Source organism: Microbacterium sp. LTA6, from assembly GCF_045690355.1.
Lineage (GTDB): Bacteria > Actinomycetota > Actinomycetes > Actinomycetales > Microbacteriaceae > Microbacterium.
This window is the reverse complement of sequence record NZ_CP147855.1, coordinates 135,932-149,862: the sequence shown is the minus strand read 5'-3', so window position 1 is coordinate 149,862 and position 13,931 is coordinate 135,932. Positions and strand designations below refer to the sequence as shown.

Here is a 13,931-nt window from a genome sequence, read left to right as displayed (position 1 = left end):
CTGCTTGACTGAGTTCTCTTGCGCACATAGTGTTTGAAACAGAACACTGTTGTTTTAAACAGGACACTCATTCAAAGGGGAATGACGGATGAACTCAGCAACGCCTTCATCGTCCGAACACGATCCGGGATTCGTCCTGGGGCGCCGCAGCTTCCTGCAGATCGTCGCGGTGCTGTCCGCCGGGGTCGCAGTCGGCTCGGGCACGGGAGTGCTCGCCGGCGCGAGCAGCGCGCAGGCCGTCCCGCAGCCGCCGGCACCCGCGACGCCGGCGCTTCTCCTCGACGAGTCCTTCGCGTTCCTGGTCGATTTCGATCCGCGTCAACTCGCAGCTTCGGGTTGGGAGATCCGCGGACTCGGTGGTTCCGTCACTTACTCGTTCGGGAACTGGTTCCGGCTGACGGATGCCGCGGGGCTGCCTGTCGTCGGGCTGAGCAAGCGATTCCGTCGAGTCTCCACTGGCCCGCTGGTGTGGGAGTTCCGCTTCCAGCCGATCGCCGGAATCGAGGGCGCGACGTTCGCGCTGCTGGATGACGGCGGTTCGGTCGGGGTCGGACTGGAAGTCGTCGACGGGGCGCTCCGCTATGTCGCGCCCGACGGGATGACTTCGCTCGTGACGGTCGAGGACGGTGTCAAGCGTGGAGTGCGTGTGATCGCCGATGCCACGGCCCAGACCGTCTCCATCGACGTCGACGGCCAGCGCGTGCTGACGGGAGCACCTTTCACGAACGCGGTCACGGGGCTGGACACCGTGGCGTTCGAGACGGCCTCGACCTCCGATCTGTATCTGGGCCCGATCCGAATCGCCACAGGATTCTCCCTCCTGGAGGACTTCGTCTCGGTGAACCCCGGCAACACGCTCGGCTCGTGGACGACCACGGGGGCTGCCACGCTTGCGGTCGTCAAGCTCAACGCCTCTCGGCACGCCGACAACCACACCATGCGGCTCGTCACGGGTGGATCGGCTGCCGGCGTGAGCACACCGGTCTCGCCGATGACGACGCCGACCCGGTTCGACATCTCGTTCTTCCTACCCGTGAACTCCAACGGCCTGGTCATCGAGCTCTGGATCGGCAACGGGCGTCAGCTGCGGCTCTCACTCAGTGCCGGGAAACTCCACTACCGTGACGCGTCCGGCGCGGACGTCGTCTTCTCCTCTCTGAACTTCGCTGCCGAGATCTGGCACAAGGTGCACGTCGTGATGAGCGGCGCGACCGCCGACCTGTTCCACAACGGCAAGAAGAAGGCGACGGCCGTGACTCTGATGGCCGCCGCCGCAACGGCCCCGACCAAGCTCGCACTCACCGTCGCGTCGGGGGCCACCGCATACTTCGACGACATCCGTCTCGGGCCGAGCGCCGCCTATCCCGGCGACTACGTCGCGGCGCCGACCCCCGTCGCCACCGGCACCTACCTGGTCGGGGTGCAGTCCTGTTCGCTGTGGCGCGAGGGGTACCACCGCGGCTGGGACGTCATCAATCCGCACAAGGAGCGCACTCCCTACCTCGGGTACTACGACGAGGGATCGCCCGAGGTTGCGGATTGGGAGAACAAGTGGCTCGCCGAGAACGGAGTGTCCTTCCAGATCTACTGCTGGTATCGGCCTCAGAGTGGCAAAGGCACGGCGATCAAGATGCCTCGACTCGGGATGCACCTGCACGAGGGCTACTTCGAATCCAGATACAGCGATGCCGTCGACTTCATGATCATGTGGGAGAACGCGAGCGAGGCCACGGACAGCGCCGACTTCCGCAAGTACATCGTCCCGTTCTGGCTCGAGTACTACTTCAAGGATCCGCGCTATCTCAAGGTCGAAAACAAGCCGGTCGTCTCGATCTACAAGATCGCCGCGCTCGTCTCGAGCTTCGGCAGCGAGGCGGGCGTCCGCGCCGAGATCGACTATCTGCGTTCGCGTGCGGTGGCTGCCGGCTTCGCCGGTCTGATCGTGCTCGGCACGGGAACGACGGCGACGGCGGCCCTCGGTTTCGACGCCGAGTACGCATACAGCCGCAAGGGGTACTTCGGACCGCAGACCGCCGCGATGGTGGAGCGGCGAGGAGCGAGCACGGTCGACGTGCTGCCGACGGTCTCCATCGGACGAAACGATCTCGCATGGAACTCGATTCCTGGCGACTACGCGAGCCCGACCACCTATGCCGACCTCGCCGTGTGGGCGCGCGACACGTTCATGCCCGGTGCGCCTGCCGGAGCGTTGTCGAGGCGCATGGTGATCCTCGACAACTGGAACGAGTACGGGGAGGGGCACTTCCTGTTCCCCGCCCAACTGGCCGGCTTCGGCTACCTCGAGGCGATCCGTGGAGCGTTCGGCACCTCGGCCGGTATCGCGAACACGGCGCCGACAACCGCGCAGATCGACAGGGTGACGACGCTCTATCCGGCGGGCCGCGTCTTCCCGCCGGTCAACGCGACGACGCCGACGACATCGTCGGTGTTCGATCACGAGTGGACCTTTGCCACGGATGGCGACCTCGAGGGATGGACGGATCTGCACGGGACCATCACGAGCCTGCGCGTCGAAGGCGGGGCTCTCCGAGGAACGGCGACGACGACGGATCCCGTGGTGCAGACTCCGGACGGTCTGGATTTCGAGGCCGCCGATCATCCGTACATCAGGGTGAAGCTCACCACCAGCACGCCGAGTCAGCAGGAGTTCTTCTTCACCACCTCGACCGAAGCGGCGTACGCGACGGACAAGGGGATGGACTTCTGTGTGAATCCGGTGCCCGGATCGAACAACGAATATGACATCCCGGTCTGGCGGATGCCGAAATGGCGCGGGATCATCCGCCGATTCCGGATCGACCCGCTCACCGTGACGGGAGAATTTGCGATCGAATCGGTGCGCGTCATGTTCTCCCCGCAGGCAGGCAGCCGCGCTTCGCTCAACGGTGCGGTGTATCCGGAGATGTACGTGCGCGTGGTCGCAGGCGTTCCGCTCGTGCCTGCGGACTTCGTGTTCCGCAAGCGCTCGATCCGCGCAGAGCTGCGCTCCTCCACGGGCGTGTACAGCGTGCGCCACGGCGGTGTGCTCGTCGAGGCGACCATCGGCAGCGTGAATGCGCTCAGAGACGGTGTTCCCTTCGTGCTCGATACGCCTCCCGTTCTCGGCGACTACGGCGAGCCGCTGCTCCCGCTCGATTTCTTCGCCGATGGACTCGGCGCGACCACGAGCTGGAACGGCACCGACCTCGTTCTGGACATCCCGTGAGCGTGCGACGTCCGTCGGTTCAGGGCGGCGTTCTCGTCTCCAGGAGGACGGTCCTCGCCGGAGCTCTGGGCCTCGCCGTGGCCGGAGCATTCGACTGGAACACGCGCGCCGCGTGGGCCGCGGTCGAGCCGACGGTCCTCACGGTCAGCCCCGATGGCACCGCGGACTTCCTCTCGCCGAAGCTGGCGAACGCGTCGATCACCTCATCGTCGGAAACCGCGCCCTACGTGATCCTCGTGCAGCCAGGGGTGTACACCGAGCGGGAGTGGACCGTCGCGCCGTACACCACGGTGAGGGGAACGTCGCGGACCGAGTGCGTGCTCGCAGGCAGCCTGCCCGACTCGGCCACCGACGCCCAGATCGCCGGCAACTCGACGCTGTGGCTGAAGAAGACCTCGGGGCTCGAGAACCTCACGATCACCGCGATGAACATGCGCTACGCCGTGCACTCCGAGAGCTCCGGTGCCAACGTCGACGCTGTGCATCTCGTGAAGAACTGCCGCATCGAGCACTTCGGGAACCAGGGCGCGCGAACGTGGCGCACCGCCAATCCGGGATCCGGGATGTCTCCTTCCACCGTGTGGGTGAGTGAGCGTCCGTGGGGCTACGGGTCGGCGTCTGGGGTGTACGAGCGATTCGAGGACTGCACGTTCGTCGGCACCCGCGAGCCCTGGTACATCCATACGAACAAGGATTTCGCGGCGCCGACCGTCAATGAGCTCGTGAACTGCGAACTCATCCAGACCGGGGCTTTCACCGCGCCGGCGCTGACCGTGCAGTCCCTCGGCTCCGGTCAGCACGACTCGCTGACGCTCACCGGGTGCGATCTGACCGGGCGTTTCATCTACGGCGAGGACAAGCCGTGGATCACCGTCGACCCGCTCCTGCAGCTCGCGGACAAGGCAGAGATCGCGATCACGCTCACCGATTGCTCACCGATCGGGTACCGTTCGGCTCACCGCGGCATCGCGCTGAAGGTGACGGCCCTGTCCACGGGGACGGACGTGCTGATAGAAGCGAGCGGCGACGCCGCGCCCCTGCTCCTGGGGGCGTCGACGTTCCGACACGGCGGGGGCGGTGTCGCTTCGTACCTCTATGGGCAGTGGGACATCTCCGGCATCCTCGTCGGTCCTTCGAACACCGTGACGGTGAACAACACGCTCGGCAGACGGCTCGGCGATTGCGCCACGACACCTCGTCAACTGGTCCTCACCTTCGGGGGTACGACGAGCAGAACGATCGACTTCACGACGGATCTCATCGCGCGCTCGAACTCCGAGGTCCTGAACATCATCAACGCGCAGCTCACCGGGGTGGCGATCGCTGCGGAGTATGCGGTTGCGACGGGGGAGAGCTACCCGACGTTCACCGACCGCGAGTCGATCACGCAGAATGTCGGAACGGCGGGAATCACGCGGTGGGCCGCTGTCGTCCTCGACGGGGCGGGAGTTCGCCTGATGTCGACGACGGATCCGGCGACGGCGCTCGCCGGGGTCGCCATCGAGCAGATCGGGCCCGGTCGATCCGGACGGATCCTTGCCTCCGGCATATTGAGGCCCAACCAGCTCCTCGGCATCTCGACGGCGACGGTGCTCAGTGGCCAGCCGCTCTACCTCTCGGACTCGGTCGCCGGTCGCTTCAGTATGACCGGGACCAGGCAGGTCGGCGCGGCGGTGGCCGACGGGTGGCTGGAACTCACCTGAACGGAGCCATCGGATGTTCATTCCCGTAGAAAAGGGCGATGTTCAATAGGATGTCATCTGAACGTCATCTGCACACGGGGCCGAGGCCCGCCACGGAGAGGCATCCCGATGTCTGCAACGAACCGCCAGGAGCTCATCGTCGCTCGCGCCCGTGAGCGTGGCTTCGCGAGGGTCACCGAGCTCGCAGCCGAGCTCGGCGTGACCGGCATGACGATCCGGCGCGATCTCGACGATCTCGTCGAACGGGGGCTGCTTCGCCGCATCCGGGGCGGCGCTGTTCCGGCGACGGTATCCGGAGGGGGCAGCGCCGGGGGCGCGCCGAACCCGGGGCAGACGAGCCACCACATCGGAATCGTGATTCCCGACATGGCCTTCGACGCGGCAGCCGAGGCAGGGCCGAGTGCAGGCGGCTCCAGTCTCGTCTACTACTTCGGGCGTGTACTGGCGGGCGCCCGCCACGAGATCGAGAGCGCCGGATCCCGAGCCACGCTCATGCTCCTCAGCCGAGCGGCATCCCCGAGCGCTGACGGCGCGATCGCCGAGGCCGCAGAGGAGCGCCGAATCGTCGAGGAGCTGGCGCAGAAGTCCGACGGCATCCTGCTCACTCCCAACGCCCACATCGGCGACCAGGCGCGCGAGTACCTGGACTGGCTCGAGGCGCTGCCGGTGCCCGTTGTACTGATGGAGCGCGAACTCCCGCTGAAAGCGGCATCGCCCAACGTCTCGTCGGTGCGGTCGGCGCACGGGCTCGGCGTCGGCGCGGCCATTGACGAGCTGCGCTCCCACGGGCACGAGCGCATCGCGCTGCTCGTGCATCACCCTTCGCAGACCACCAGCTGGATCCGCGACGGGTGGGAGGCGGCGACGAAGGACAGGAGTCTCACCGCGCCGGTGCACTCGGTATCCGAGTTCCCCGGTTGGCCGGCACCGGCGGTCGTCTCGGAATACATCGACGGGCTGCTTGCTGACGGGGTGACGGCGCTGCTGTGCCACAACGACAACAACGCGTATGCCGTGCTCCTCGCATGCAAGGCGCGTGGCATTGCGATCCCCGCTGACTTCTCCGTCATCGGATACGACGACGACTACGCCGGAATGTTCGATCCACCGCTCACGTCGGTCGCGCCCTCGCGCCGGTACGTCGGCAGTCTCGCAGCGAGGCTCCTTCTCGAGCGCATCGAACGAGGCGGTGACGCGGCGGCGGCGCACGTGCAGGTCGAGCCCGTGCTGGTCGTGCGGGACTCGGTCGCCGCTCCGCCGGCGGACTGACTCCGGTCGCGCTGAGCGTCTTCGTCCCATTGCAGCACCACGTTCTTTCGCGACCCATGACGCGGCACCTCGGCGTTCAAATATGAACAAGTGCGGCTTGACAAGATGAGCACTCTTGAACGTATGATGTTCAGAAGCAAACATCGCGATATCGCAGTCGCCCTGTTGTCATTCGAGGGAGAGTGGGCATGGACGTCCTTCGGGATCAACGCGACGCCACCAGGGTGAACCGTACTCCGAGCAACGGTCGGAAGATCCGCCGCATCCCCTCAGGGAGCGGCCTTCCCGCCGCGCCGCTCGACATGTCGGGCCGGGCGAAGCGGACGCTTGCCACCCGGCTCCGGGAGAACTGGATTCTCTCGGTCTTCGCCGCCCCGGCGGTGCTGGTCATCGTGATGTTCCACTACTACCCGCTGCTCGGCAACGTCATCGCCTTCCAGGACTACCTGCCCTTCCTCGGCATCGAGGGGTCGGAGTGGGTGGGGTTCCGCAACTTCGAGATCCTGTTCAACGGCGACCCCGCATTCCTCAACGCGGTCAAGAACACGCTGGTGATCACTCTGGTGCAGACGGTGCTCGTCTTCCCCGCACCGATCGTCCTCGCCCTCATCCTGAACAGCCTCGTCTCGGAGCGCGTGAAGACGTGGGTGCAGTCGATCATGTATCTGCCGCACTTCCTCTCGTGGGTCATCGTGGTCTCGGTGTTCCAGCAGCTGCTCGGTGGCAGCGGGCTGCTCAACAACTGGATCCGGCAACACGGCGGTGATGCACTGCAGATCATCGGCAACCCCGACACCTTCATCGGGCTCCTCACGTCCCAGGTCATGTGGAAGGACGCCGGCTGGGCCACGATCCTGTTCCTCGCCGTGCTCTCGCAGATCGACACCGACCTCTATGAGGCATCGAACGTCGACGGCGCATCGCGCTGGCGCCAGCTGTGGCACATCACGCTGCCCGGCATGCGCGGCATCATCATCCTGCTGCTCATCCTAAAACTGGGTGACTCGCTCACCGTCGGGTTCGAGCAGATCATCCTGCAGCAGGAGGCGGTCGGACTCGATGCGTCAGAGGTGATCGACACCTACGTCTACAACAACGGAATCGTCGGAGGCAATTGGGGCGTGGCTGCCGCCGTGGGGCTCGTGAAGGGCGTCATCAGCGTCATCCTCGTGCTCGGGGCCAACAAGCTCGCCCATCTCTTCGGCGAGGCAGGGGTGTACAAGAAATGACCGCGATCGTGCAACGTCCCCTGCGCCAACGGCGCAACCGTCTCCATAACGGTCAGACCCTCGCTCATCCGCTCATGCGCGGCCTCAAGGGGCTCGTGCTGCTGATCGCCTGTGCGCTCATCATCATGCCGTTCGTCGCGATCATCTCCACCTCGTTGGCGGGGGAGGACCAGATCACCCGCTCGGGCGGGCTCGTGCTCTGGCCGGAGCAGTTCAACCTCCACGCCTATGAGGCGGTCTTCGCCGGCGGAGTCGTCAGCAGGGCGCTCGGCGTCTCCGTGTTCGTCACGGTCGTGGGTACCGCGCTGTCGCTCGTCACGACGACACTGCTCGCCTACGCCCTCTCGCGCCCGAATCTGGTCGCCCGTGGTGCGGTGATGATGCTCGTGCTCTTCAGCCTGCTGTTCACGCCCGGCATGATTCCGACATACCTCGCCGTCAAGCAGTTCGGGCTCATCGACAGCCTCTGGGCGCTGATCATCCCGACGATGGTGAACGCCTTCAACGTGATCGTGCTCCACTCCTTCTTCAAGGGGCTGCCCCAAGAGCTGTTCGACAGCGCAAAGCTCGACGGAGCATCCGAGTGGCAGACCCTCCGTCAGATCGTCCTGCCGCTGTCGAAGGCGATCCTCGCCGTCGTCGGTCTGTTCTACGGCGTCGGCTACTGGAACTCGTTCTTCACATCGCTGCTCTACCTCAACGACTCGAGCCTGTGGCCGCTGCAGATGGTGGTCAGGTCCTATGTCGTCGGCGGGAGTCAGCTCAGCCCCGCCGAGCTCGGCAACCCCGACGTCCTGCCACCGCAGCCCGCGCTGCAGATGGCCATCCTCATCATCTCCATCATTCCGATCGTCTGCGTCTATCCCTTCCTGCAAAAACACTTCGCCAAGGGTGTGCTCACCGGGGCCGTCAAAGGCTGACCCCCGCAGCGCACACCGCCCTCTCTTCACCGACCCCTCAGGAGTTCTCCCGTGAATGCTTCCCTCTCCCGCCGCTCGTTCCTCGGCGGCGCGGTCTCGACCGTGGTGCTCGCTGCCTTCACCACGACCGCCCTCACTTCCTGCAGCCCCGGCGGGGCCGCAGGGGCTGGGCCGGTCGCCGCCGGCTCCGGCATTCTGCCGAAGTACATCCCCTACGCGGGGATCACTCCGGACAGCCCGGGGGAGGCCGGACGCGCCTCCGACGTCTTCTTCCGCTATCCCACCCCGCCGGCCCGCGTGATCAAGGGGGTGCCAGGCGATGGCAAGCCCTTCAGCGCGTTGACGATCGCCGACGCCACTCCGCCGGCCCTCGATGTGAACCAGTACTGGCAGATGGTCGACGAGCGTCTCGGATCGCAGTACAAGCCGAGCTTCGCTCCCGGTGCGGATTACCCCGCGAAGTTCGCGACCGTGTCGGCCGGAGGCGCGATGCCGGACTTCTTCACGGTGCTCCCTGACACACCGTCCCAGACGGAACTCTTCGCCGCGACCGCGCTCGATCTCTCGGAGCATCTCGCCGGTGATGCGATCAAGGACTACCCGTTCCTCGCCAACATCCCGACCGAGTCCTGGCGCGGCACGGTCTTCAACGGCCGCATCTACGCCCTTCCGATCTCACGCGGCATCCAGAACACCTGGGTGATGTACGGCCGCAAGGATCTCCTTGCGGCCGAAGGCATCACCAAGGACCCGAAGTCGTTCAAGGACTTCGAGGATCAGCTCAAGACGATGACCGACCCGAGCGCGAACAGATGGGCACTCGCCTCGATCCCGCTCGACTACGTGCGTCAGATGCTCGGCATCCCCAACCGGTGGAGCGAGAAGGGCGGAAAGCTCACCAGTGCGCTCACGCACGAGGCGCAGGAGGATGCACTCGAAGCGACACGGAAGATCGTCGAAGCCGGCTACGTGAACCCGGATGCTGCGACCACGCCGAACGATCGTCAGAAGACGTGGCTCCAGTCCGGTTCCTCCGCTTTCGGCTGGTTCACGCTCAGCGCGTGGCCGACGCTCAAGACGGAAGGCACCGGTGCCTTCGATGCACGCGGCGTCACCGTGCCCGGCTTCGCGTCCGGAGACGTGGGAACAGCGTGGCTCGGCGATCCGAACCACAGCATCGTCGGAATCGCCAAGGCGAACAAGGCCCGCGTCAAGACGATTCTCGCCATGGCCAACTGGCTCGCCACGCCGTTCGGCACCGAGGAGTACCTGTTCCGCAACTACGGCATCGAGGGTGTGCACTACACGATGGCCGACGGCATCCCGACGCCGATCGCGGCGACGAGTTCCGAGCGGGCGCTGGCGCTCGGCTACCTGAGCGCACCGCCGCGGGTGAACTTCGCGTCGCAGAAGGAGGTCCTCCTGGCCAACCAGAAGTTCGAGTTCGCGGTCACGGAGAATGCGGTGGGCAACGCCGCGAACGGGCTCTACTCCAACACCCAGTCCCGGCGCGGCGTCGCTCTCGACACGGCGATCAAGAACCTCGAACTCGACATCGTGCTCGGACGCAAGCCGGTCTCGGCCTGGAAGGCGGGGGTGAAGGCTTATCGCTCCGGCGGCGGCGATCAGATCGCCGCCGAATACAAGAAGTCGCTCGCTGCGAACAGCTGACGACGGATGGCGGCCTGAAACTCCGCGACGGGATCGCGATCAGCGATCGCGATCCCGTCGCGCGGTTCAGTTTCATGGACGCCGGCCGCGCAGACGTCATTTCACGGCGGCGGGCTGGCTTTCGTCCGGCATGACACACTGGTTCCCGTGACTCAGACCGCAAGCGGTACGGATGCGGCGCGGCGCGGCCGCCCCGGCTACGACCGGCGCGGGCTGCTCGATGCCGCGGTCACCGTTTTCAACGAGTCCGGCTACGACGCGACGTCGGTCGCCGCTCTCGCCGCCCGTCTGGGACTGTCGAAGGCGGCGCTCTACCACCACTTCTCCTCCAAGGAGGAGATCCTCGAGACGGCACTTGGAGACGCGCTCGACGGACTCGAAGGCGTGCTGCGCCAGGCGCGGGCCGTGGCGGCGGGCGACCGTCTCGCCGAGGTGCTGCAGGGAGCCGTGCGCGTTCTCATCGAACAGCTTCCGGCCGTCACCCTCCTGCTCCGGGTTCGAGGCAACAGCGATGTCGAACGCCGCGCGCTCGATCGGCGGCGCGCCTTCGACCAGGACGTCGCGGCGATCGTCCAGGCTGCGCAGGTCGAGGGGGCGGTGCGCGACGACGTCGACGCGTCCGTCGCCACGAGACTCCTGTTCGGCATGGTGAACTCGCTGGTCGAGTGGTACCGCCCGACCGGACCGGAGGGCGCGGAAGCGCTCGCGCGCGACGTCCTCACCATCGCGCTGGACGGATTGCGCACGCGCTGAGCCGGCGCATCCCTTCGCACTCGGACATCTCCGTAGCGCTCCGCGACAAGTGCGCGGCGAAGACCGGATCGACAATGGATACAGAGCCGGCGTCCTCACCGTCGGCACGCGTCTCGCTCGAAGGAGAGTCACCGATGTCCGATTCCGCAGCATCCGCAGCCGCAGCGCTGCTCGACCGCATCCAGGCACCGCAGGGCTCCGGCCGCGACATCCCGGATGCCGCCACGCGCGAGACGATCGGTCGGGCGCCGGTGCATTCCGTCGCCGAACTCGACGACGCCGTGGCCCGCGCGAAAGCCGCTCAGCCCGCCTGGGAGGCACTCGGACACGAGAAGCGCATCGAGCTTCTGCTCGCCGCCGCCGATGCGATCGACGCGAACGCCGAGGGGCTCGCGTACCTCCTGTCGCGCGAGCAGGGGAAACCCCTGAACGGCCCGAACGCCCGTTTCGAGGTCGGCGCCTGCTCCGCATGGCTGCGCACGAACGCGGCCACCGTGCTCGAGCCGCAGGTGATCGTCGACGACGAGACGCTGCACGCGGAACTCGTCTACAAGGCGGCCGGAGTCGTGGCCGCCATCGGCCCCTGGAACTGGCCGATGATGATCACGACGTGGCAGATCGGCCCTTCGCTGCGGATGGGGAACACGGTCGTCGCGAAGCCCAGCGAGTACACGCCCCTGAGCGCGCTCGCCCTGCTCGCCGTGATGAACGAGGTGCTCCCACCCGATGTGCTCGTCGGCATCTCGGGCGACCGCGAGGTCGGCGCACGCCTCGCATCGCACCCCGACATCGCCAAGGTGATGTTCACCGGTTCCACCGCCACCGGACGCAAGATCATCGAGAGCTCGGCCGGAAACCTCGCCAGGCTCACCCTCGAGCTCGGCGGCAACGACGCCGGCATCGTCCTCCCCGGCACGGACGCGAAGACCATCGCGCAGGATCTCTTCTGGGGCGCCTTCATCAACACCGGACAGACCTGTGCGGCGCTGAAGCGCCTGTACGTGCACGACTCGGTCTATGACGACGTCGTGGATGCACTCGCGGAGATCGCGGCATCCGTTCCGATCGGCAACGGACTCGATGAGAACAACGTGCTCGGGCCGCTGCAGAACAAGGCCCAGTTCGACATCGTCAGCCGACTCGTGGAGGACGCGAAGGCGCGCGGCGGCCGAGTCGTCACCGGCGGCGAGGCGGCGCCGGAGCTCGGCGAGCTCTTCTACCGGCCGACGATCGTCGCCGACATCGGCAATGATGCGGCGCTCGTGCAGGAGGAGCAGTTCGGACCGGCACTCCCGGTCATCCGGTACTCCGACGTCGATGAGGCGTTCGGCTGGGCCAACGGGGTGGACGTCGGTCTCGGTGCCTCTGTGTGGTCGAGCGACCCGGAAGCCGCACGTGAGGCGGCGAGCCGCATGGAGTCGGGGACCGTGTGGATCAACTCGCATGGCGGGCTGCATCCGATGGTGCCGTTCGGCGGCGTGAAGAGCTCCGGTTACGGGCTCGAGTTCGGCGTCGAGGGACTGAAGTCCGTCGCCGTCACCCAGGTCTTGAGCGGTCCCGGCCGGAAGAAGGGCTGAGGGATGGTGTTGCGCTCTGCCATCGTCGTCGGCGCGGGAACCTCGGGATCGATCGTCGCTCGACGACTGGTGGATGCCGGGGTGCAGGTCACGCTCGTCGAGGCCGGCGGCTACGACACGAACCCGGCCATCCACGATCCCTCCCGGGCCGGCGAGCTCTGGCACAGCACCGAGGACTGGGACTTCTACACGACGCCGCAGGAGCACGCCGCAGGGCGTCGTCTGCACCTGCCTCGCGGCAAGGTGACCGGGGGATCGCATGCGCTGAACGCCATGATCTGGGTTCGCGGTGCCGCATCCGACTACGACGGCTGGGAGCGTGACGGCGCGACCGGCTGGGGGTGGGCCGAGGTCGAGCCGGTATTCCAGGCCATCGAGAACGATCTGCTGCCGGTGACGGACGACTATCCGCTGTCCCCGATCCAGGAATCCATCATCGACGCCGCCGTTCAGGAAGGGCTGCCGCACAACCGCGACTACAACGGCGGCACGCTCGACGGCGTCTCGCAGCAGCAGGTGACGATGCGCGACGGCCGCCGCGTGAACACCTGGATGGCCTATGCGCAGCCTGTCGCCGAGAAGCTCTCGATCGTCACCGGGCGCGAGGTGCATTCGGTGATCGTCGAAGACGGCCGGGCCGTGGGCGTGCGGCTGGGGGAGGGCGCCGACGCCGAGGACCTGCGCGCGGAATCGGTCGTTCTCGCGGCAGGTGCGATCGGCTCGCCGGTCATTCTGCTGAGGTCGGGCTTCGGGCGGGCCGAGGAACTGACGGCGTTGGGGATCCCGGTCGTCCAGGATGCGCCCGGTGTCGGCAGGAATCTCCACGACCACCTGCTCTCGCCGGTGATCTTCACCACGCAACGGCCGATCGGACCGCCGCAGCCCGGCATCTCGGTCACGCAGAGCCACCTGTTCTGGCGCAGCCAGGATGATCTCGCCGAACCCGACACGCAGCCGATCCATTTCTCGGTGCCGATGTGGGGCGAACTGGAGCCGCGCGGCGGCGACGGATTCACCCTGATGGCCGGGCTGGTGACGCCGCACAGCCGCGGCTCGTTGACGCTGTCGGGACCCGGACTCGCGGATCCTCCGAACATCGACCTGGCGGCCCTCGCCGATGAGCGGGATGTGGCTGCGCTCGCCGCATCCGTCCGACAGTGCCGCTCCATCGGCGCGCGACCTGCGCTGGCCGACGGGTGGGGCGCCGTCGAGGCCTACCCCGGGCCCGACGTTTCGGATGCAGAGACGGAGGACTGGGTGCGCCGCACGGTGATCACCTACCACCACCAGGTCGGCACCTGCCGGATGGGCTCGGATGCCGAGGCCGTCGTCGACCCGCAGCTGCGCGTGCGCGGGGTCGAAGGGCTGTGGGTGATCGACGCGTCGGTGATGCCGCGCGTGCCCACCGGGAACACCAACGCCCCGGCGGCGATGATCGCCGAGCGCGGAGCGCGCTTCCTGCTGGAGGGGTGAGCGGCGGCCCCTCCTGCGCGCGTCGTGACCCCTGCAGTCGCCAACGTCGCGGCTGCCACCCCCGTCTGTTGATGCCCTCTGCTGTAGATGCCCCCTGCTGTTGACGACAC

The 13,931-nt window shown here is 66.8% G+C and carries 9 protein-coding genes; all 9 read left to right on the top strand.

Going from position 1 to position 13,931, the window contains the following annotated elements; all coding sequences use genetic code 11:
• The first annotated feature begins 88 nt into the window (after positions 1–88).
• On the top strand, positions 89–3,226 hold the full coding sequence (locus tag LTA6_RS00715; RefSeq protein ID WP_341975520.1) for a stalk domain-containing protein: 3,138 nt from the start codon (positions 89–91) through the stop codon (positions 3,224–3,226).
• Entirely contained in the window at positions 3,223–4,929 is a 1,707-nt protein-coding gene (locus LTA6_RS00710; protein WP_341975519.1) for a hypothetical protein, read from the top strand. The genes LTA6_RS00715 and LTA6_RS00710 overlap by 4 nt, the downstream gene beginning before the upstream one ends.
• A 108-nt stretch (positions 4,930–5,037) precedes the next feature.
• Positions 5,038–6,198 (top strand): substrate-binding domain-containing protein, encoded by a 1,161-nt coding sequence (locus tag LTA6_RS00705; RefSeq protein ID WP_341975518.1) that lies wholly within the window; start codon positions 5,038–5,040, stop codon positions 6,196–6,198.
• Positions 6,199–6,500: 302 nt separating this feature from the next.
• On the top strand, positions 6,501–7,427 hold the full coding sequence (locus tag LTA6_RS00700) for an ABC transporter permease (protein ID WP_407359234.1): 927 nt from the start codon (positions 6,501–6,503) through the stop codon (positions 7,425–7,427).
• Positions 7,424–8,347, top strand: a complete 924-nt coding sequence (locus LTA6_RS00695; RefSeq protein WP_341975516.1) for a carbohydrate ABC transporter permease — start codon at positions 7,424–7,426, stop codon at positions 8,345–8,347. The genes LTA6_RS00700 and LTA6_RS00695 overlap by 4 nt, the downstream gene beginning before the upstream one ends.
• A gap of 51 nt (positions 8,348–8,398) precedes the next feature.
• Positions 8,399–10,018 (top strand): hypothetical protein, encoded by a 1,620-nt coding sequence (locus tag LTA6_RS00690; RefSeq protein WP_341975515.1) that lies wholly within the window; start codon positions 8,399–8,401, stop codon positions 10,016–10,018.
• Positions 10,019–10,165: 147 nt separating this feature from the next.
• Entirely contained in the window at positions 10,166–10,771 is a 606-nt protein-coding gene (locus LTA6_RS00685) for a TetR/AcrR family transcriptional regulator (RefSeq protein ID WP_341975514.1), read from the top strand.
• Positions 10,772–10,905: 134 nt separating this feature from the next.
• The gene (locus tag LTA6_RS00680; RefSeq protein WP_341975513.1) at positions 10,906–12,348 is read left to right on the top strand and encodes an aldehyde dehydrogenase family protein; all 1,443 of its coding nucleotides are present in this window, start codon (positions 10,906–10,908) and stop codon (positions 12,346–12,348) included.
• Positions 12,349–12,351: 3 nt separating this feature from the next.
• Positions 12,352–13,821: an FAD-dependent oxidoreductase gene (locus LTA6_RS00675; protein WP_341975512.1), complete on the top strand. Its 1,470-nt coding sequence runs from the start codon at positions 12,352–12,354 to the stop codon at positions 13,819–13,821.
• Positions 13,822–13,931: the final 110 nt, after the last annotated feature.